The organism is Trujillonella endophytica, from assembly GCF_900110555.1.
In the GTDB taxonomy this organism is placed as follows: Bacteria; Actinomycetota; Actinomycetes; order Mycobacteriales; family Geodermatophilaceae; genus Trujillonella; species Trujillonella endophytica.
In genome coordinates, this window is the sequence record NZ_FOEE01000010.1 from 34,377 (window position 1) to 53,219 (window position 18,843).

20 protein-coding genes and 1 tRNA gene are annotated in these 18,843 nt (G+C 76.4%); 15 read left to right on the forward strand and 6 right to left on the reverse strand.

Translation table 11 applies throughout. The features are described from left to right. Positions 1 to 5 precede the first annotated feature (5 nt). Positions 6 to 824: a copper chaperone PCu(A)C gene (locus tag BMY88_RS15805; RefSeq protein ID WP_091945495.1), complete on the reverse strand. Its 819-nt coding sequence runs from the start codon at positions 822 to 824 to the stop codon at positions 6 to 8. Positions 825 to 1,082: 258 nt separating this feature from the next. On the opposite strand from BMY88_RS15805, the gene BMY88_RS15810 reads away from it, so the two are divergent. Together BMY88_RS15810 and BMY88_RS23900 are read left to right on the forward strand one after the other, a co-directional pair. Next, positions 1,083 to 1,703: an RNA polymerase sigma factor gene (locus BMY88_RS15810; RefSeq protein WP_139220498.1), complete on the forward strand. Its 621-nt coding sequence runs from the start codon at positions 1,083 to 1,085 to the stop codon at positions 1,701 to 1,703. After that, complete coding sequence (locus BMY88_RS23900) at positions 1,700 to 2,704, forward strand: hypothetical protein (protein WP_170861136.1); 1,005 nt, start codon at positions 1,700 to 1,702, stop codon at positions 2,702 to 2,704. The genes BMY88_RS15810 and BMY88_RS23900 overlap by 4 nt, the downstream gene beginning before the upstream one ends. 19 nt (positions 2,705 to 2,723) lie before the next feature. On the opposite strand, the gene BMY88_RS15820 is transcribed toward BMY88_RS23900, so the two are convergent. After that, a complete protein-coding gene (locus BMY88_RS15820) occupies positions 2,724 to 3,530 on the reverse strand; it encodes a UbiA family prenyltransferase (RefSeq protein WP_091945501.1) in 807 nt (268 codons plus the stop codon). A 174-nt stretch (positions 3,531 to 3,704) separates the two neighbouring features. On the opposite strand from BMY88_RS15820, the gene BMY88_RS15825 reads away from it, so the two are divergent. The 6 genes from BMY88_RS15825 to BMY88_RS15850 are packed head-to-tail and all read left to right on the forward strand — an operon-like array spanning position 3,705 to position 8,154. Next, complete coding sequence (locus BMY88_RS15825) at positions 3,705 to 4,187, forward strand: CarD family transcriptional regulator (RefSeq protein WP_091945504.1); 483 nt, start codon at positions 3,705 to 3,707, stop codon at positions 4,185 to 4,187. A gap of 35 nt (positions 4,188 to 4,222) precedes the next feature. Continuing rightward, entirely contained in the window at positions 4,223 to 4,921 is a 699-nt protein-coding gene (gene ispD / locus BMY88_RS15830) for a 2-C-methyl-D-erythritol 4-phosphate cytidylyltransferase (RefSeq protein ID WP_091945508.1), read from the forward strand. Next, entirely contained in the window at positions 4,918 to 5,433 is a 516-nt protein-coding gene (gene ispF / locus BMY88_RS15835) for a 2-C-methyl-D-erythritol 2,4-cyclodiphosphate synthase (protein ID WP_091945511.1), read from the forward strand. The genes ispD and ispF overlap by 4 nt, the downstream gene beginning before the upstream one ends. Beyond that, on the forward strand, positions 5,430 to 6,833 hold the full coding sequence (gene cysS, locus BMY88_RS15840; RefSeq protein ID WP_091945514.1) for a cysteine--tRNA ligase: 1,404 nt from the start codon (positions 5,430 to 5,432) through the stop codon (positions 6,831 to 6,833). The genes ispF and cysS overlap by 4 nt, the downstream gene beginning before the upstream one ends. Then, positions 6,833 to 7,786 carry a 23S rRNA (guanosine(2251)-2'-O)-methyltransferase RlmB gene (rlmB, locus tag BMY88_RS15845; RefSeq protein WP_091945844.1) on the forward strand — a complete coding sequence of 318 codons (954 nt, stop codon included), beginning with the start codon at positions 6,833 to 6,835 and terminating at the stop codon, positions 7,784 to 7,786. Before cysS ends, rlmB begins: the two co-directional genes overlap by 1 nt. After that, on the forward strand, positions 7,783 to 8,154 hold the full coding sequence (locus tag BMY88_RS15850) for a cupin domain-containing protein (RefSeq protein WP_091945517.1): 372 nt from the start codon (positions 7,783 to 7,785) through the stop codon (positions 8,152 to 8,154). Before rlmB ends, BMY88_RS15850 begins: the two co-directional genes overlap by 4 nt. On the opposite strand, the gene BMY88_RS15855 is transcribed toward BMY88_RS15850, so the two are convergent. Further along, complete coding sequence (locus BMY88_RS15855; protein WP_091945520.1) at positions 8,144 to 9,424, reverse strand: DUF445 domain-containing protein; 1,281 nt, start codon at positions 9,422 to 9,424, stop codon at positions 8,144 to 8,146. The two genes, BMY88_RS15850 and BMY88_RS15855, sit on opposite strands and share 11 nt — an antisense overlap. A 79-nt stretch (positions 9,425 to 9,503) precedes the next feature. After that, positions 9,504 to 10,778, reverse strand: a complete 1,275-nt coding sequence (locus BMY88_RS15860) for a S1C family serine protease (RefSeq protein WP_091945523.1) — start codon at positions 10,776 to 10,778, stop codon at positions 9,504 to 9,506. A gap of 236 nt (positions 10,779 to 11,014) precedes the next feature. On the opposite strand from BMY88_RS15860, the gene BMY88_RS15865 reads away from it, so the two are divergent. The 3 genes from BMY88_RS15865 to BMY88_RS15875 all read left to right on the forward strand — a co-directional run bounded on the left by BMY88_RS15865 (position 11,015) and on the right by BMY88_RS15875 (position 13,152). Continuing rightward, positions 11,015 to 11,722, forward strand: a complete 708-nt coding sequence (locus BMY88_RS15865) for a hypothetical protein (protein WP_091945526.1) — start codon at positions 11,015 to 11,017, stop codon at positions 11,720 to 11,722. 120 nt (positions 11,723 to 11,842) lie between these two features. Beyond that, a complete protein-coding gene (locus BMY88_RS15870) occupies positions 11,843 to 12,898 on the forward strand; it encodes a class I SAM-dependent methyltransferase (protein ID WP_170861137.1) in 1,056 nt (351 codons plus the stop codon). Positions 12,899 to 13,079: 181 nt separating this feature from the next. Then, positions 13,080 to 13,152 (forward strand) — tRNA-Thr (locus tag BMY88_RS15875). 3 nt (positions 13,153 to 13,155) lie between these two features. Here the strand turns inward: BMY88_RS15875 and BMY88_RS15880 are convergent. Further along, a complete protein-coding gene (locus BMY88_RS15880; RefSeq protein ID WP_091945531.1) occupies positions 13,156 to 14,661 on the reverse strand; it encodes a class I adenylate-forming enzyme family protein in 1,506 nt (501 codons plus the stop codon). 15 nt (positions 14,662 to 14,676) lie between these two features. Next, positions 14,677 to 15,096, reverse strand: coding sequence for a DUF5313 family protein (locus BMY88_RS15885; protein ID WP_091945533.1), 420 nt, complete (start codon positions 15,094 to 15,096; stop codon positions 14,677 to 14,679). A 99-nt stretch (positions 15,097 to 15,195) separates the two neighbouring features. Between BMY88_RS15885 and BMY88_RS15890 the strand changes: the two genes are divergently transcribed. The 4 genes from BMY88_RS15890 (at position 15,196) to BMY88_RS15905 (ending at position 18,838) form a co-directional block, all read left to right on the forward strand. Then, entirely contained in the window at positions 15,196 to 15,627 is a 432-nt protein-coding gene (locus BMY88_RS15890; RefSeq protein WP_091945536.1) for a CBS domain-containing protein, read from the forward strand. Between the two features lie 58 nt (positions 15,628 to 15,685). Next, positions 15,686 to 16,603: an EamA family transporter RarD gene (rarD, locus tag BMY88_RS15895; RefSeq protein ID WP_091945539.1), complete on the forward strand. Its 918-nt coding sequence runs from the start codon at positions 15,686 to 15,688 to the stop codon at positions 16,601 to 16,603. Between the two features lie 82 nt (positions 16,604 to 16,685). Then, on the forward strand, positions 16,686 to 17,060 hold the full coding sequence (locus tag BMY88_RS15900) for a DUF3263 domain-containing protein (protein WP_091945543.1): 375 nt from the start codon (positions 16,686 to 16,688) through the stop codon (positions 17,058 to 17,060). Positions 17,061 to 17,131: 71 nt separating this feature from the next. Continuing rightward, complete coding sequence (locus tag BMY88_RS15905; RefSeq protein ID WP_091945546.1) at positions 17,132 to 18,838, forward strand: LytR C-terminal domain-containing protein; 1,707 nt, start codon at positions 17,132 to 17,134, stop codon at positions 18,836 to 18,838. Positions 18,839 to 18,843 lie beyond the last annotated feature (5 nt).

Sequence of the window (18,843 nt, forward strand, 5' to 3'; positions counted from 1 at the left end):
GGTGGTCACTCGGCCTCGGTGTCCTGCTCCTCGCCGGACTCGGCGCCGTGCTCCTCGCCGTGGAAGTCGAAGGCGGGACCGCGCTCGGTGGCGCCGTAGGGGCCGGCGACGACCGCCTGGACCGTCACCTCACCGGCGTTCTCGAAGGTCAGCGTGAGGGTCACCGACTGGCTCGCGGTCAGCGGCGCGTCCGGGTCCACGTCGAGATCGGCGAGGAAGAGACGCGGGGTGTCGGCCTCGATCTCGGGGTCGCAGGGGCGCTCCTCCTCGTACTGGCGGAGGCCGATGGTGACCGACGACCCGGCCGGCACGGTGATGTCGGGGTCCGACGTGGTCGTCGGCGCGGCGGACGTGGTCGGCGCGGCGCTCGGGGTGCTGGGGGTGGCCGTGGTCTCCGGCGACTCCGTGCCCTCGGGGGACTCGGTGGTGCCGGGAGCGGAGGTGGTCGGCGCCGCCGACGTCGGGGGGGCGGCCGACGTCGTGGGGACGGGGCTCGCGCTCGGTGGCTCACCGACGTACACGCCGTCGAACACGTCGCCCTCGATGCCGACGAGGGTGTCGTCCTCGCGGCCGCCGTTGGCGATGGTCAGCATCAGCTCGGCGTCGTCGCCGTCCTCGTACGCGATGGCGTCCTCGTCGCCGGCCTCGCAGGGGTTGACGATCCCCACCTGGCGCAGGTCGAGGTCGCCGACCTCGGCCGACGGGCCGACCTTGTCGCGGTTCTGGGACGAGGTCTGGTTGACCTGCCCGGCGCTGCAGGCGGTCAGAACGACCGGAGTGAGCAGCAGGGCCCCCATCGTGGCGGCGCGCAGTGCGCGGTTCACAGCCGTCGACCTCCAGCGAGCACGAGCCGGCCACCGCGAGTTCGGTGGCCCGTTTCGGGGCGAGCGTAACGGTCGCCCCCGGGGCTCCGCCGGGAGGCGGAACCGCGGGTCCCCGGGGGCGCGCTGCCGGAGGCCGGCCGGCCTCCGGCAGCGGCCGCGGTCGGGCAGGAACCGCCCGTCCGGGGGACATCGGGTCCGGTACGGACCGCCACCTGCCGATGGGACTGCCGGGAGCGCGACGGCGGCGAGGGGGTGGCGATGGCGACGGGACCGGTGTTCGACGACGTGCTCGCCGCGGCCCGGGCCGGTGCGGCCTGGGCCTTCGAGGTGCTCTACCGGGACCTCGCGCCCTCGGTCACCGGCTACCTGCGGGTGCACGGGGCGCCCGAGCCCGACGACGTCGCCAGCGAGACCTTCCTGGACGTCTTCCGCGGTCTGGGGAGCTTCACCGGCGACGAGCAGGCCTTGCGGTCGTGGGTCTTCACGATCGCGCACCGGCGCCTGGTCGACGACTGGCGCCGGCGCGGCCGCCGGCCGCAGGTGGCCGACGGCGGCACGGACGCGTTGCCCGACACCGCGGGCGGGGACGTGGAGGACGACGTCGCGCTCCGGCTGGGCACCGAGACGGTGCACCGGCTGTGCGCCGAACTCCCGGCCGATCAGCGGTCCGTGCTGCTGCTGCGCGTCCTCGCCGACCTCACCGTCGAGCAGGTGGCGGAGGTGATGGGCCGGTCGGTCGGGTCGGTCAAGGCGCTGCAGCGGCGAGGGCTCCGCCGGCTGCGGGAAGAGCTGGAGCCGGCCGGGGCCACCCCGACGGGTGACGTCTCGCCGGCGCGCGCACCCCTCCGGGCCTTCCCGGCGATGACGGGAGCGAGATGACCACGTCAGCCGACGCCCGAGCCGCCGAGGACGCCTTCGAGGCGGCCCTCGCCGGCCGTTCCGCACCCGCGGGGGGATCCGGCCTGACCGCGTTCACCGACGCGGTCCGCGCCGAGGCCACCGCGCCGGGACGGCCGAACGCGGCCCTGGCCGAGCTGCTGGCGACCGGTCTCCTCCCCGACGCGTCCCCCCGGACGGTCGGGCGCCCCGCCCGGAGCTCACGGAAGAGACCCCGAATGATCCTCAGCACCCTCGTCGCCAAGTTCGCCGCAGCCGGCGCCCTCGCCAAGGCGTCCGCCGCCGGTGGCGCCGTCGCCCTCGCCCTGACCGGCGCGGTCACCACCGACGTCCTGCCCCTGCCCGGCGACGACCCGGCCGTCGTGGAGAGCGGCGACGCCTCCGACGTCGACCCCGGATCGGCCGACGACGGCACCGTCGACGAGACCGCTCCCGAGGGCGAGTCGCCCTCGACGGACGACGAGGCGGACGGCACCGAGGAGGACGGCACCGAGGAGGAGCCGACCGGCGAGGAGCCCACCGGGGAGGAGCCGACCGGCGACGACGCCGTCGAGCCGGTGGAGCCCCTGAGCTACGCGACGTGGCTCGAGGGCCCCGTCGAGGGGCAGCCCTTCGGCCAGTGGGTCAGTTCGGGTTCGCACGAGGGCTGGACGACCGGAGCGGTCGTCAGCTGCTACGCCCAGGCCCGCAACGGCAAGCGGACGATCGACGAGTGCCGCGCGCTCGCCCCGGCTCCGGTCGAGCAGGAGGAGCCGGCCGCCGAGGAGCCGGTCGCCCCGATCGACGGCGAGGGGCCGGCGCCCGTCCCGACCGCGCCGACCGCCACCGCGCCGACCGCGTCGACCTCGACCGGTGGCCACGGCCACGGCAACGGCAGCGGCAACGGCAGCGGCAACGGCAACGGCAGCGGCAACGGCACCGCCGCGGCCGTCGGGGGCGGGAACGGCGGGAACGGCAACGGCAACGGCGGCGGCCGCCGCTGACCCAGGGGCGGGGCCGCGCTCAGGTGAGCGCGGCCCCACCGGCCAGCAGCAGCACGACGTCCAGCACGGTCAGGAGCAGGACCGCGGGGAACGCGAGCCGCCGGAACCGCGGCGACCCCGACAGCGCCGCGACGACGACGGCCGGCACCGCCAGGACGAGGGCCCCCCAGCCGGCCACCGACGGGGCGCCGTCGGGGCCGAACACCAGGACGAGCGATCCGGCGAACAGCAGGACCGCACCGGTCACGGCGGACGTCCGGGCGCCCATCCGGTGCGGCAGCCCGCGGACGCCGGTGGCGAGGTCGTCGGCGATGTCGGGCGCGACGTTCGCCAGGTGTGCGGCGGCACCCAGTGCACCGCCGGCGGCCACGAGCCACCAGGGCGCCGCCGGGGTGCCCGGGGCGGCGGCGACGACGCCGGCCGGCAGCAGCCCGAACCCGGTCACGTACGGGACGACGGAGGCCGCCGTCCGCTTCAGCCCCGCGTTGTAGGCCCACCCGCTGGCGACCAGGGCGAGCAGCAGCAGGCCCGGGGCGAGGCCGAGCAGCAGCGAGAGGACGACGGCCGCAGCGGCGCTCGCGAGGGCCGCCGTCCGTAGCCGGGAGGGGTCGACGGTGCCCTGCACGACCGGCTTGTCGGTCCGCGCCACGGCCCGGTCCCGGTCGGCGTCGAGCCAGTCGTTGCTCCACCCGATGGACGCCTGACCTGCGAGAACGGCCAGGCACACCAGCACCACGCGCCCGGCGGACACCCCCGCGGCGACGGCCAGCAGGGTGGCGACGACCGTGACCGCGAGTGCCGGCCCGGGGTGCGTGGCGCGCACCATCGCGCGGACCGGGGACGGCCTCCCGGGAGGCTGCGCAGGCACACCGCCCATACCCCTGTCAACCCCTCCCGGGTATCTCATGTGCCTTCTGACCTGCGCCTTTGTAGATCTCGGGCCACCCCTGGAGGCAGTCTGCCGTGGTAGGCTGTGGACAGCGAAAGGGGTCACATTCACATGGGCTTCACTGTCGGCGAGACCGTCGTCTACCCGCACCACGGTGCCGCTCTGATCGAGGCGATCGAGACTCGCACGATCAAGGGCGAAGAGCGTGCCTATCTCGTGCTGAAGGTCGCCCAGGGTGACCTCACCGTGCGCGTGCCGGCTGACAACGCAGAGATCGTCGGCGTCCGTGACGTCGTCGGTCAGGAGGGGCTGGACAAGGTCTTCGAGGTCCTGCGCGCCCCGCACACCGAAGAGCCGACCAACTGGTCGCGGCGGTACAAGGCCAACCTGGAGAAGCTCGCCTCCGGTGACGTGAACAAGGTCGCCGAGGTCGTCCGCGACCTGTGGCGCCGCGACAAGGACCGCGGCCTGTCCGCCGGCGAGAAGCGCATGCTGTCCAAGGCTCGCCAGATCCTCGTCAGCGAGCTGGCGCTCGCCGAGGGCACCAACGAGGACAAGGCCGAGGTTCTCCTCGACGAGGTCCTCGCCAGCTGAGCGTCCTGCTCGCCCCGCACTCCCAGACCGCTCCCGTGCACGCTGTCGGCATCGTCGCAGCGGCCGGGAGTGGTCTGCGTCTGGGGGCGGATCGCCCGAAGGCGCTGGTTCCGCTCGGCGGCCGGCCCCTCGTGGCCTGGTCGGTCGCGGCGCTGCTCGACGGCGGGGTGGCCGAGGTCGTGGTCGCCGTCCCCGCGGCCGAGCGCGACGAGTTCGCGGCCGCGCTGCCGGCGGGCGTCGTCCTGGTCGAGGGCGGCGCGACCCGCACCGCCTCGGTCCGGGCCGCCCTGGCGGCCGTTCCCGGGGAGGCGACCGCCGTCCTGGTGCACGACGCCGCGCGCCCGTTGACCCCGCCCGCCGTGGTCTCCCGGGTCCTCGCCGCGCTGGTCGCGGGAGCGCCGGCGGTGGTCCCCGTCCTGCCGGTCGTCGACACCACGGTCGCCGTCGACGACGCCGGCATCGTCACCGGTGCCCCCGACCGCGGCTCGCTGCGCCGGGTCCAGACCCCCCAGGGTTTCTCCCGCGCCGCGCTCGACGCGGCCTACGACCGGCTCCCGGTCGGCCAGGAGCTCACCGACGACGCCGCCGTCGTCCGTGCGGCCGGGATCCCGGTCGGCACCGTCCCCGGCGACGAGCGGTCCGCGAAGGTGACCGTGGCGCACGACCTGGCGCTGGCGGAGCTGATGGTGGGCGCCGCGGCGCCCGAGCCCGCCGCGGGCACGGTGCTCCGGTGACGGGTCCCGAGCTCCCACGGGTGGGCACCGGCGTCGACGTCCACCCGGTGGAGGCCGGCCGGCCGTGCTGGCTGGCCGGGCTGGAATGGCCCGGTGCCGACGGCTGCGCCGGGCACTCCGACGGCGACGTGGTCGCCCATGCACTGACCGACGCCGTCCTCTCCGCCGCGGGGCTCGGCGACATCGGCGGCCTGCTCGGCACCGACGACCCGCGCTGGGCCGGCGCCCGCGGAGCGGCGGTCCTGGAGCACGTCCGCGAGGTGCTGGCCGCGGCCGGCTGGCGGGTGGGCAACGCCTCCGTCCAGCTGATCGCGCCGTCGCCGAAGCTGGGCCCGCGCCGGGCCGAGGCGGAGGCCGCGCTGTCGGCGGCCCTGGGCGCACCGGTCACCGTCTCGGGCACCACGACCGACGGGCTGGGCCTCGTCGGCCGGGGCGAGGGCCGGGCCGCGATCGCCACCGCGCTGGTGGTGCGGGGAGCCACCCCCGCGGGCTCCGTAGACTCCGCGCAGTGAGCCTGCGCCTCCACGACACCGCCGCCCGCGCGGTCCGCGAGTTCGAGCCCCTGCGCGCCGGCGAGGTCTCCATGTACGTCTGCGGCCTGACGGTGCAGGGGCCACCGCACGTCGGCCACGTGCGGGCGGCGCTGAACTTCGACGTCCTCCGCCGCTGGCTGGTCGCGACCGGGCACCGGGTGACCCTGGTCCGCAACGTCACCGACGTCGACGACAAGATCCTCACCAAGGCCGCGGCCCACGGCGTGCCGTGGTGGGCCTGGGCCTACGAGAACGAGCTGGCCTGCACCCGCGCCTACGACGTCCTCGGCGTGCTGCCCCCGACCTACGAGCCGCGCGCCACCGGGCACGTGCCCGAGATGGTCGAGCTGATGCAGCGGCTGATCGAGCGCGGCCATGCTTACGCCGTCGACGGCGACGTGTACTTCGACGTCCGTTCCTTCGCCGACTACGGCGCCCTGACCGGGCAGCGCCTCGACGACCTGCAGCCGGCCGCCGACACCGACACCGACGACCGCAAGCACGACCCGCGGGACTTCGCGCTGTGGAAGGGCACCAAGCCCGGGGAGCCGGACACCGCGTCCTGGGCGACCCCCTGGGGGCGCGGGCGGCCCGGCTGGCACCTGGAGTGCTCGGCGATGGCCGGCCGGTACCTGGGCGCGGAGTTCGACATCCACGGCGGCGGCCTGGACCTGCGCTTCCCGCACCACGAGAACGAGCAGGCCCAGTCGCGCGCGGCGGGCGACGGCTTCGCCCGCTACTGGGTGCACAACGGCTGGGTCACCCTCGGCGGCGAGAAGATGAGCAAGTCGATGGGCAACACCGCCCTGGTCGACGAGGTCGTCCGGCGCGTCCGCCCCGTCGAGCTGCGCTACTACCTGGTCACCCCGCACTACCGGTCGACCATCGAGTTCACCGACGCGGCCCTGCAGGAGGCCGGCGTCGCCTACCGGCGGATCGAGTCCTTCGTCCGCCGGGCGGTCGAGCGGTTCGGCGACGTCGCCCTCGCCGGCCGGCCGGCCGCCTTCGACGCAGCCATGGACGACGACCTGCGCACCTCGGCCGCGATGGGCGTCGTCCACGACACCGTGCGCGACGGCAACGGCGCGCTGGACCGCGGGGACGACGCCGCGGCGACCGCCGCGTTGGCCGCCGTCCGCGCGATGCTCGCCGTCCTCGGGCTGGACCCGCTCGACCCGCGGTGGGCGGGCGCGGGGGGCTCGGACGACCGGCTGACCGAGGTGGCCGACGGCCTGGTGCGACTGGCGCTCGAGCAGCGGCAGGCCGCCCGCGCCCGCAAGGACTTCACCACCGCCGACGCGGTCCGCGACCAGCTCACCGCCCTCGGTGTGCAGGTCGAGGACACCCCGGCCGGACCCCGATGGGAGCTGAGCCGCTGATGGCCGGCAACAGTCAGCGCCGAGGCCGCAGCAGCGGCGCCGGCAAGAAGACGGCCTCGGCCGGGACGGGCGGCAAGAACCGCCGCTCGCTCGTCGGCCGGGGCGCGACCCCGCCCGCGGAGGCCCGCCACGGCCACCCGGCCCAGCGCAAGGCGCAGGCCGAGGTCCGTCGCCGCACCGAGCGCGACCGCAGCCGCCAGCGCGCCGAGGAGACGCCCGAGCTCCTGCTCGGCCGCAACCCCGTCGTCGAGGCGCTGCGGGCGGAGATCCCGGCGACCGCGCTCTACGTGGTCACCGACGCCGGCCGCTCCGACGAGCGGATCACCGAGGCGCTGACGCTGGCCGCCGACCGCGGGCTGCCGCTGCTCGAGGTGGGCAAGGCCGAGTTCGACCGGATGTCCAACCACGCGCTGCACCAGGGCATCGGGCTGCAGGTGCCGCCGTACGACTACGCGCACCCCGACGACCTGCTCGACCTGGCCCGCAACTCCGGCCGGGCGCCGCTGATCGTCGCGATGGACGGCGTGACCGACCCGCGCAACCTCGGTGCCGTGGTGCGGTCGGCCGCGGCGTTCGACGCGCACGGGGTCGTCGTGCCGCAGCGGCGCGCGGTCGGCATGACCGCCTCGGCCTGGCGCACCAGCGCCGGCGCCGCCGCGCGGCTGCGGGTGGCCCGCGCCGTGAACCTCGCCCGGGCGCTGGCCTCCTACCAGGACGCCGGCCTGCAGACGGTCGGCCTGGCCGGCGACGGCGACGTGGACCTGCACGACTACGACGGGTTCGCCGATCCCGTGGCCCTGGTGGTCGGCGCCGAGGGCACCGGGCTGTCGCGGCTGGTGCGCGAGCGCTGCGACGTCGTCGTCCGGATCCCGATCACCCGCGACACCGAGTCGCTGAACGTCAGCGTCGCCGCGGGCATCGCCCTGTACGCCGCGGCGGCAGCCCGGCGGTGAGGCCGGCGACGGCCGAGCGACTGGACCTGCGGCCGCATCCGGAGGGCGGCTGGTTCCGGCGGACCTGGGCGTCACCGGCGGCGCTGGACGGCGGCCGGCCCGCGGCGACGGCGATCCTCTTCCTGCTGGCGCCCGGCGAGCGGTCGGCACCGCACGCCGTCGACGCCGACGAGCTGTGGCTGTGGCACGGACCGGGCACGCTGACGCTGCGGGTCGGCGCGGACACCGTGCTCCTGGGGCCGGACCGGCCGCAAGCGCTGGTGCCGGCGGGCGTCGAGCAGGCCGCCGAGCCGGGCGCCGACGAGGTGCTGGTCAGCTGCGTGGTCAGCCCGGGCTTCGAGTGGGGCGGCTTCCGGCTCAGCCGATGAGCTGGGCGACGGTGTAGATGACCAGGCCGGCGAGGCCGCCGACGACGGTGCCGTTGATGCGGATGAACTGCAGGTCCCGGCCGACCTGGAGCTCGATGCGGCGGCTGGTCTCCTCGGTGTCCCAGCGGGCGACGGTGCTGCCCACGACGTCGGCGAGGTCACCGGAGAACCGCTCGACCAGGTAGCCGATCGCCCGGCGGGTCTGCCGCTGCACCAGCTCGCGGGTCGTGGCGTCGGTCTGCAGCAGCCGGGCGCCGTCCCGGATGAGCACGGTGACCCGGGCCCGCAGCTCCGAGTCGGGGTCGGCGGCGGCCGCCATGAACGCGTTCTTGGCGTTGCTCCACAGCGACGCCGACCAGGCGCGGATGGCCGGGTGCTCTAGCAGGTCCTTCTTGAACTCCTCGACCCGAGCCGCCGTCGCCTCGTCGGTGCGCAGCGCGTGCACGTAGGCGCGCAGCCGGGCGTCGTAGACCCGCCGCAGCTCGTGGTGCCGGTCGGCGCCGACCTCCTCGAAGAACTGCTGCACCCCGGCGAAGGCGCGGTCGAAGATCCGGTCGTCGACCCAGTCGGGCACCCAGGCGGGCGAGGCGTCGCCGAGCTGGGCCCGGAAGACGACGCGGTTCTCCTCCAGGAAGCGGGCCATGTAGCGCAGCGCCGCCGACAGCACCTCCTGGTGCCGGTCGCCGTCGACGACGAGCTCCAGGACCCGCGCCAGCACGGGGGCGGCCGGGGTCTCGTGCAGCTTGCGATCGACCAGCGCCGCGACGGCGGGCTCGACGTCCTCGTCGCGCAGCAGGTCCGTCAGGCCCGACAGCGCCGCGGCGGCGTCCCCGGCGAGGCGCTCGGCCCGCCCGGGGGCGTCGAGGAACGCGCCGATCCGCCCGGGGACGTCGACGGTGGCCAGCTTCTCCTCGACCACCGCGCGGGTCAGGAAGTTCTCCTGGACGAAGGCGCCGAGGCTCGAGCCGATCTGGTCCTTCTTGCGCGGGATGATCGCGGTGTGCGGGATGGGCAGCCGCAGCGGGTGCCGGAACAGCGCGGTGACGGCGAACCAGTCGGCCAGCGCGCCGACCATCGAGGCCTCGGCCGTCGCCCGCACGTAGCCCACCCACGCGCCTGCGTCCTCGCCGACGAGGACGCAGGCGAGGAAGACGGCGGCGGCGACCAGGAACAGGCCGGTCGCCAGCCGCTTCATCGTCGCGAGGTCGCGCGCCCGCTGCGGATCGTCGAGGGAACCGGCCAGCGGCGCGGTCGGGCGGGTGGCCGGCACGGATCGACCCTATGCACCGCCCGGCCCCCGCGCAGCGCCCCGCCGCGAGCGCGCGGGCGGCCGGGGCGCGGGGCACCGCTCAGCCGGCGGCGGTGCCCAGGGTCACGTCGACGGTGGTCGTCCCGCCGTCCCGCCGGACCGTCAGCGCGACCACCTCGCCGGGCGCGTGGCTGCGGACGGCGGCGGTCAGCTCGGTGGAGGTGGTGACCGGCCGGTCGCCGACCGCGGTGACCACGTCGCCGGCGGTCAGCCCGGCGCCGGCCGCGGGGGAACCGGGCTGCACCTGGACGACCTGGGCGCCGGTGCCGACCTCCTCGCTGCCGTCGGTGCGGGCGCTGACCCCGAGGTAGGCGGTGTCGGCCGTGCCGTCGGTGATGATCTCCTCGGCGATCCGCTGGGCGGTGTTGCTCGGGATCGCGAAGCCGACGCCGATGCTGCCGCTCTGCGCGGAGCCCGGGGCGCCGGAGGCCACGGTGGCGATCGCGGTGTTGATGCCGATGACCTCGCCGGAGGCGTTCACCAGGGCCCCGCCGGAGTTGCCGGGGTTGATCGCGGCGTCGGTCTGCAGCGCGTCGAGGACCGTGGCGTCACCCTCGGTGGAACCGGTGGAGACCGCGCGGCCGGTCGCGCTGACGATCCCGTCGGTCACCGTGTCGGACAGCCCCAGCGGTGCGCCGATCGCGACCGCGAGGTCACCGACCTGCACGTCGTCGGAGTCGGCGAACTCGGCCGGGATCAGGTCCCGCGCTCCGTCGAGCTGGAGCACGGCCAGGTCCGAGGTGGGGTCGGTGCCGACGACGGTGGCGTCGTAGACCGTGCCGTCGGAGGTGCGCACCTGGACCGACGCGTCGGAGGTGCTGCCGTCGAGGCTCACCACGTGGTTGTTGGTGAGCACGTAGCCGTCGTCGGTGACGACGACGCCGGAGCCGCTGCCGCTGGACGAGCCGCTGCTCACGTACACGGTCACCACGCTCGGGGAGGCCTTCGCGGCGGCCGCGGTGACCGCGGTGGCGTTCTCCGGGTCGGTGATGGTGACCGCCTGCGCGGCGACCGGTGCGGCGCCGCCGCTGCCCGTGGCGTCGTCGGTCAGCGCGACCACGCCGGCCCCCGCCCCGCCGCCGATCAGCGCACCCGCGACCAGCCCGGCGACGCCGATCCGCAGCCGGCCGGCCCGCCGTGCGGGAGCTGCCGCCGGCGGGGGTGCGAGGTGCTGCAGGACGGGCGAGGCGGGGGCGTGCCAGGCCGGCTGCGGCGGTGCGGGGGGCGCCGGCGTCGTCCACACCGGGGGGACGTGGCCGGGCGGCACCGGGCCGGGCGCCGGCCGATGCGGGGTCGTGGGGGTCTGGTCGTCCATCGTCGCTTCCTCCTCCGGATGCGGCCTCCGCCGCTCCGGGGACCACGGTCGGCCCGCCCCCTCCCGCGGGGCTGGGCGCGGGCTGTGAGCTCCCTGGGACGACACGCCGCCGGAGCCGACACGCCGTCGGTCCGGTGTGGCGGAGGAGGGGGTGTGGGTAGGGCGCCGGCTCCGAGCAACCGTCCCGGCGATCCCGCTCGGTTCCCGACCCGCCCCGTCCCTCCGGAGGCCGTCTCGTGTCGTCCCGCGGTCTGCTCGCGCGCTGCCTCCTCTGCACAGCGCTGGTCGTCGTCGCTGCGCTCGCCCTCGTCGGCGGGCTGTCCCTGCGCCCTGCCGGGCTCCTCGCGGTGGGACTCGCCGCCGTCGTGACCGGAGCGCTCGCCGCGGGCATCGCCCGCGAGTCCTCGGACGAGGACCTGCGGGCGACCGTCGAGGCGACCTGGCAGACCGCCGCGGTCACGGTCGCGGTGCTCCTGGTGCTCTCCGGCGTCGCCGCGATCGCCGGCGCGCTGGCGACGGCGCTCGTCGGGGGCGTGGCCGGAGTGGTGGGTGTCGGCATCTGGCTGGTGCGCAGCAACCCGTCGCGCCCGGAGCGGTCCGCCGCGCCGGCGCCGGCCCCGCAGGCGCCCGTCGGGCAGGCCCCGCCGACCCCGGCCGCCCGCCCCACGGTGGTGGCCGGCAACGTCGCCGCGGACCCCGCACCCCTGAGCCGGCTGCCGGTCGACGCGCTCGGCCGCGAGTGGGTGGCGACGTCGGCGGCGCTCGGGGCGCACCTGGACCCGCGGTCGCGGCAGGCGATCGTGGCGCGCCGGGCGGCCGTGCTGGACGAGCTGGAGCGGCGGGATCCGGTCGGCTTCGCGCGCTGGCTGGCCGCGGGCCCCCTGTCGGCCACCGACCCGGCGCGCTACTTCCGCGCCGGGGCCACGGGCAGCGACACCGCCTGAGCCCGGCCGGCCGGGCCGCTCGGGGGCGGTGCGTCGGACGGGACCTGCGTCCCTGGCAGGGGCCGCTGCCCGGCGGGACAGTGGGCCGCCACGGGGTCCACTCCGCCAGGGGGAGGAGCCATGGCCGTGGACGAGGCCAAGCTCGACGACCTGCTCGGTCGGTTCGTCGTGGACGTGGGAGCGAGCTTCCAGGCACTGGGCGCGGCGCTCGGGGACCGGCTCGGGCTCTACCGGGCGCTCCTGGCCGTGATGCCGGCCGAACCCGGGGACGTCGCCCGGGAGGCGGGCGTCAGCGAGCGGTACGTGCGCGAGTGGCTGGCCGCACAGGCCGCGGGCGGCTACGTCACCTACGACCCGGAGAGCGAGCGCTTCTCCCTCACCGAGGAGCAGGCGTTCGTGCTCGCCGACCCGGACGGCATGCAGGCGGCCGCGGCCTTCCTCATCCCGCTCGCCACAGCCGTCAACATCGACCGGATCGCCGAAGCCGTCCGCACCGGCGAGGGCTTTCCCTGGCACGCGCATGACCCGAGGTTGTTCGAGGGGACCGAGCGGTTCTTCCGGCCGGGTTACGTCGCCAACCTCGTGTCCTCGTGGATCCCGGCGCTGGACGGCGTGGAGGCCAAGCTGCGCGCGGGGGCCCGGGTCGCCGACGTGGGGTGCGGCCACGGCTCCTCGACGCTGCTGCTGGCCGCGGCGTACCCCACCTCACAGATCGTCGGTTTCGACTACCACGCACCCTCGGTCGAACAGGCCCGCAAGCGCGCGGTCGACGCCGGGCTCGCCGACCGGGTCTCGTTCGAGGTGGCGAGCGCCGCCGACTTCCCGGGCGGGGGCTACGACCTGGTGGCGATCTTCGACGCCCTGCACGACATGCCCGGGCCGCTCGCGGCGGCACGGCGCGTCCGCGAATCCCTCGCCGACGACGGGACCTTCCTCCTGGTCGAGCCGTACGCCAACGACCGGCTCGAGGACAACCTCAACCCCGTCGGCCGGCTCTACTACGGGGCGTCGACGGTGATCTGCGTGGCGCACTCGATGACGGAGGAGCCGAGGACCGCGCTCGGCGCCCAGGCCGGGGAGGCGCGGCTCGCCGAGCTGCTGGGCGAGGCTGGGTTCAGCCGCGTGCGGCGGGCCACGCAGACACCCTTCAACCTCGTGCTCGAGGCCCGCCGCTGAGGGACAGGGGGGCGACGACCGACGCGGACGCCCGGGACGTGCGACGGACAGCCGTCCTTCCCCGATGCGGGAGCACGCGCCGGCGGTGCAGAGGACGCCCGGAGCGCCATCCCGGCGCACGCCGCGGAGATCGTCCCCGCGCTGTCCCTATCCTTGACCCCGGGGCCTGTACCCAAGTCCCGCCGGCGTGGCGCAATTGGTAGCGCACCCGACTTGTAATCGGGCGGTTAGGGGTTCGAGTCCCCTCGTCGGCTCAGCTACAGCCTCGGTGCCCGGTCGAGGAGCTCCGGCAGCCCGGTGCGCACCGTCTTGCCCATCCCGTTGAGCGGCAGGGCCGGCGTCCGCGCCCACACCTGCGGGATCTTGTAGCGCGCGAGGCGCTCGGCGCAGTACGCGGCGAGCGCGGCCCCGGTCACGCCCTCGGCGGCCGGGACGACGAGCGCGGCCACCCGCTCGCCCAGCCGCTCGTCCGGCACGCCGAGGACGGCGACGGCGGCCACGCCCGGGTGCGCGAGCAGCACCGCCTCGACCTCGGCCGGATAGACGTTGGCCCCGCCCCGGACGATCGTCAGCTTCTTCCGGTCGACCATGGTGAGCCAGCCGTCGGCGTCGACGGATCCGACGTCCCCGGTCATCAGCGGTCCGGCCGGCAGCGGCCGCAGCACGCCGTCCGCCCAGTGGCCCAGCGGCGGGCGCCACCGGCCGGCCCACGGCCCGCCCGGCGCCGGCAGCAGGCCCAGCTCGCCGGTCGCGCCCGGCTCGAGCCGGACCCCGCCGTCGTCGTACGCCGCGACGTCCAGGTGCGGCAGCACCCGGCCGCTGGCGGCGCTCCGGTGGTCCCCGCTGACCGGGTCGATGGCGACCACCGTCGGTGCCTCGGACAGCCCGTAGGTCGCGGTCACCGGCACGCCGTGCGTGTCGGCGAACGCGGCGCGGACGTGCTCGGGACACGTGCCGCCGCCGGTCCAGGCCTCGGTCAGCGAGCCGAGGTCGGCGTCCGGACGGCGGGCGAGGTCGAACAGTTGTGCCGGCGCCCCGTTCCACACCGTGATCCGCTCCGCCGCGATCGCCGCGGCGATCGCGCCGGGGTCCCGGGTGTCGAGCACGATCGAGCACCCGCCCGCGTAGGTCGCGGCGAGCGTCGACAGCACGAGCATGTTGAGGATCGTGAACGGCAGCCCGTCGCCCTTGCGCAGCCCGGCGTCCCATCCGCGGGTGGCGGCCAGCACCTCGGCCGGCAGCAGCAGGTTGGCCTGGCTGTGCACCACGGCCTTCGGTGCGCCGGTCGTGCCGCTGGAGAAGGCGATGCCGGCGGGTGCGAGCGGATCGACGCCGACCGCGGGCGGGGCAGGTGCGGCGGCGACGTGCTGCCGCCAGCGACGCAGGCCCACGACGGCCGGGCCGTCGACCTCGCAGGCCGGACCGGCGAGGAAGACCCGGGGGGTGCAGACGTCGACGAGTGCCTGCTGCTCGGCGGCGGTGAGCGCCTCGCCGATCCCGGCCCACACCGCGCCGATCCGCTGCGAGCCGTGGAAGGCGACCACCACGTCGAGGTCGTTGGGCAGGCACGCGGCGACGCGGTCCCCGGGCCGCACCCCCAGCGCGTGGAGCGCGCCGGCGGCCGCGTCGGCGCGGCGGTCGAGGTCGGCGTAGGAGAGGGTGCCGCCGCGGGCGACGAGGGCGGGCCGGTCCGGATGCCGGGACGCCGCGGCCCGCAGCACGCCGCCGACGGTCGGGCTGCCGTCTCCGGCCGGTCGCCTCACGGACGTCAGGCTCTCTCAGTCGAAGCTGCCCGCGCCACCCTCGCGGTAGGGCGCCCGGCGCTCGGTCCGCGCCCGTTCGATCCGTTCCTCGCGCAGCGCGGCCGCCGTCCCCGGCGCGTAGCCGGCCTTGGCGACCCGGTGCTCGGTGGTCTCGACCATGAAAGCCAGGGAGAACATCAGGCCGATGAGCAGCCCGCCGAGCGCGGCCGAGAGGCGGTAGGCCAGCGGCACCGGAACGACGAGGCACGCGACCACCAGCGGCAGCATCTGGACCACCGCGCGGGTCATGTGCCGGCGGATCCACCCCGGCTCCGTGGTGTCGGCCAGCACCCACGGCGCGAAGCGCTCCGGAAGGCCGCCGCCCAGGGCGTACCGGAGCCACCGGAGGGCCCCCGGCCGGGGCGCGGCCGGCGGCGCCTGCTGCCGTGCGTGCACGCCTCCGACGGTAGGCCTGTCCGCGGGCCGATGGGAGGGCGTTGCGGGGACGTGTGACACCGAGCACACTCCTGCCGACATCGTCCTCAGGAGGCTTCCGTGCAGATCGCGCAGCTGCTCCGCCGCAAGGGTCCCGAGGTGGCCACGGTCGCCCCGGACGCCACCGTCGCCGCCGCGCTCGGGGTGCTCGCCGAGCGGGGGATAGGCGCCCTCGTGGTCTCCGGGGACGGGCGGACCATCGACGGCATCGTCACCGAGCGGGACGTCGTCCGCGCGCTGCCCGAGCGCGGCGCCGCGCTGCTCGAGGACCCGGTGTCCACGGTCATGACCGCCGAGGTGCGCACCTGCGTGCCGACCGCCTCCGTGCACGACCTCGCCCGCACGATGACCGACCACCGCATCCGGCACGTGCCCGTCGTCGAGGAGGGCGCCATGGTGGGCATCGTCTCCATCGGCGACGTCGTCAAGGCGCGGCTGGACGAGCTCGAGGAGGAGCGCAAGCAGCTCGTCGACTACATCCAGACCGCGTGACCGCCGAGATCGTGAGCCCGGCTCACGATCTCGGCTCCTCCCGGCGTACGGTGCGGCGGTGCAGGAGGGCCGCATCGGGGTGCTGTCCGGGCTGGCGGCGTACCTGCTGTGGGGCGTCTTCCCGCTCTACTTCCGGCTGCTCGAGCCCGCCGGGGGCATGGAGATCGTCGCCCACCGGGTGGTGTGGTCGGTGCTCTTCGTCGCGCTGCTGCTCACCGTCGTCCGGCGCTGGTCGCACGTCCCGGCCGCGGTCACCGACCGGCGGACCCTGGCCGTGCTGGCCGCGGCCGCGGTGCTCATCGCCGTCAACTGGCTGGTGTTCGTCTACGGCGTGAACTCCGGGCACGTCGTCGAGACCTCGCTGGGCTACTTCATCAACCCGCTGGTCAGCGTCCTACTGGGCGTCGTCTTCTTCGGGGAGCGGCTGCGGCGGCTGCAGTGGGTGGCCGTCGGCATCGCCGCCCTCGCCGTCGCCGTCCTCACCATCGACTACGGGCGGCCGCCGTGGATCGCGCTGGCCCTGGCCGCCAGCTTCGGCCTGTACGGCCTGATGAAGAAGCTGGTCCGGGTCGAGGCGGCACCCGGGCTGTTCGTGGAGACGGCGCTCGTGCTGGTGCCGGCCGCGGTGTTCCTCGTCGTGCTCTCGGGCCGCGGGGAGGCGACGGCCGGCAGCGAGGGGATCGGCCACACGCTGCTGCTGATGAGCTCGGGGATCGCGACCGCGGTGCCCCTGCTTCTCTTCGCCGCGGCGACCCGGCGCGTGCCCCTGTCCACCGTGGGGCTGCTGCAGTACGTGACGCCGCTGATGCAACTGGCCCTCGGGGTGTTCGTCTTCTCCGAGCCGATGCCCCCCGCCCGGCTGGCCGGGTTCGTCATCGTCTGGGTGGCGCTGGCGGTGTTCAGCATCGACAGCCTCCGGCAGGCCCGCGCCGGCGCCCGCCGGCGTGCCGCGGACACGGTCGCCGCACCGGCCTGATCGACCTCGGAATCGTCGGCCCCCCGGACTAGCGTCGCGGGTGTCGCGCCACTTCCCGGCGCGCGGAACCAAAGGACGTCCGATGCACCCCGAACCAGCCTCCGCGGTCTCCCCGCCGGGGGGCGAGGTCACCCCGCCCGAGCCCGGCGCAGCGCCCCCCGAGCCGCCCGTGGAGGCGGCCGACCCGAGTCCCGTATCGGAGCTCACCCGGCGCGAGCACGACATGCTCGCCTTCGAGCGGCAGTGGTGGCGCCACGCCGGCGCGAAGGAGACGGCCATCCGCGAACGCTTCGGGCTGGCCCCCACGCGGTACTACCAGGCGCTGAACGCGCTGGTCGACCGGCCCGCCGCCCTGGCCGTCGATCCGCTCCTCGTGCGCCGGCTCCGTCGGTTGCGCGCCGCGCGCGGGCAGCGTCGTTCGTCGCACCTGCTGGGAAATGACAACCGTGTTGTCTAGATTCGAACACCGTGGGCAGGCATGCGGCGTTCGGCGGTGACGCACAGGACCGGGGGAACCCGTCGGTCCCGTTGAACCGTCGCCGGACGGACGCCGCGGCGCCGCCCGAGGACGCCCTCCCCGAGGACCTCGGCGACCATCCGACGAGCCCGGCGCGCAGCCGCGCCGACCGCCGCCGCGAGGGCCTGCTCGAGGCCGGGATCGACCCGGGCCGCCGTCCGCCGCGGCCGGGTCGACCCGCACCCCCGGAGGCCGGTCGCCCGTCGGAGGCCGGCCGCCCGGCCGCACCCCTCCGGCCCGCCGCCGCCGGCCTCGGCGCCCCCGCCGCCGGCCCGGGCGCAGCCGCCCCCGGCCCGGGCGCCCCCGTGCCGGCCGCCGCCCGCCGTCCCCGGCCCACCGACTCCCCGGCCCCTGCCCGCACCCGCCCTCCGCGCGCCGACGTGCCCGCCGCCGCGGCCGGTGCCCGGGTCGCCGCGACCGCCGGCGCCACCGCCTCGTCCGGGGCCGCAGCCTCTGCTGGAGCCGGGGCATCGGCGGGAGCCGCCGCCTCGGCCGGGGCCGGCGCCGCCGCTGCGCCGGCCCCCGCGGTCGCGGCCGGCCCGCGGACCACCGTGGCGCCGTTCCAGGCCGTGCCCGCGCCGGGCCCGACGGAGCACCCCTCCGCTCCGCTGCCCGACGTCTCCACGTCCGACTGGGACTCCGCCTGGCTGGGCGAGCCGTCCCCGCCGGCCACCGTCGTCCCCGCGACGGTCGTCCCCTCGGCGCTCCAGCGCCCCGCCGAGTCGCCCCGCCCTCCCGCGGCACCGCCCGTGGGCGGATCGAACGGCAATCCCGCCTACCGGGACTGGACCCGGCCGTCGGGCTCCGGCTCGCCGCCGGCCACCACGGCCATCCCCGAGCGGGAGGTCTCCCGGGGCCGCGCCTCCGAGGCCGTGGTGCCGCCGACCGTGGCGCCCCCCACCGTGGCGCCCCCCACCGTCGCCCCCGGCACCGAGGCCTACGTCGAGCGCTTCGGCGACCGCGTGGAGGAGACCTCCGCGCCCCGCGAGCCCGCCGAGGCCCCCCGGGCGTCCGCTCCGGACGAGCGGCGCCCCGCCCGCGGGCGTGCCGCGGACGGATCGCAGACGGCCGTGGTCGGTGGGCGGGCGGCGCTGCGCGCCGGGCGCCGGGCCGCCGAGGAGGAGCGCCGCCGCGACGCGAAGCGCAGCGGGGTGCCGCACGTCCGCACGCCCGTCCCGGGCATGGAGGACGACGAGCCGCGCCCGACCCGGCGCCGCGGGGTGTCCGCGCTGGTCGCCGTGGTCGTCCTCGCGCTGCTGGTCCTCGGCGTCTACTCCTTCACCTCCCCGGGCACCGAGGAGGCGTCCGACGGGCGGGAGGAGCCGGCCCCGACCTCGTCCGCGCCGATCGTGACCAGCGGCGCGCTGCCCCCGCTGGACGTGGAGCCGATCCCGCCGGCCGAGGAGGCCCCGGCCACCCCGGTGCGCGTTCCGGTCACCGTGCTCAACGCCACCGGCGTCAGCGGTCTGGCCGGTGACATCGCCGATGTCCTCGAGGCCGAGGGCTGGAGCACGGCGGGCACCGGTCCGTACGACGACGGCGACGTCGCGGCGACCACCGTGTTCTTCACCGAGGGCGACGAGACCCAGCGGCAGTCGGCCCTGCAGCTCGTCGAGGCCCACCCCGAGGTGGGCGGCCCGGCGGTGCTCTTCTTCGAGGCGCCCGCGTCCGCGGCGGGTGGGCTCGTCGTCGTGGCCGCCGGAGAATGGCAGCCCTGACGCAT

Bases quoted from the DNA above. Each gene is read 5' to 3' on its own strand.
- BMY88_RS15860 (WP_091945523.1), bottom strand. From the start codon at position 10,778: ATGGACGACCAGACCCCCACGACCCCGCATCGGCCGGCGCCCGGCCCG.
- BMY88_RS15870 (WP_170861137.1), top strand. From the start codon at position 11,843: ATGGCCGTGGACGAGGCCAAGCTCGACGACCTGCTCGGTCGGTTCGTC.
- BMY88_RS15810 (WP_139220498.1), top strand. From the start codon at position 1,083: ATGGCGACGGGACCGGTGTTCGACGACGTGCTCGCCGCGGCCCGGGCC.
- rlmB (WP_091945844.1), top strand. From the start codon at position 6,833: ATGGCCGGCAACAGTCAGCGCCGAGGCCGCAGCAGCGGCGCCGGCAAG.
- BMY88_RS15900 (WP_091945543.1), top strand. From the start codon at position 16,686: ATGCACCCCGAACCAGCCTCCGCGGTCTCCCCGCCGGGGGGCGAGGTC.
- BMY88_RS15820 (WP_091945501.1), bottom strand. From the start codon at position 3,530: ATGGTGCGCGCCACGCACCCCGGGCCGGCACTCGCGGTCACGGTCGTC.
- BMY88_RS15825 (WP_091945504.1), top strand. From the start codon at position 3,705: ATGGGCTTCACTGTCGGCGAGACCGTCGTCTACCCGCACCACGGTGCC.
- BMY88_RS23900 (WP_170861136.1), top strand. From the start codon at position 1,700: ATGACCACGTCAGCCGACGCCCGAGCCGCCGAGGACGCCTTCGAGGCG.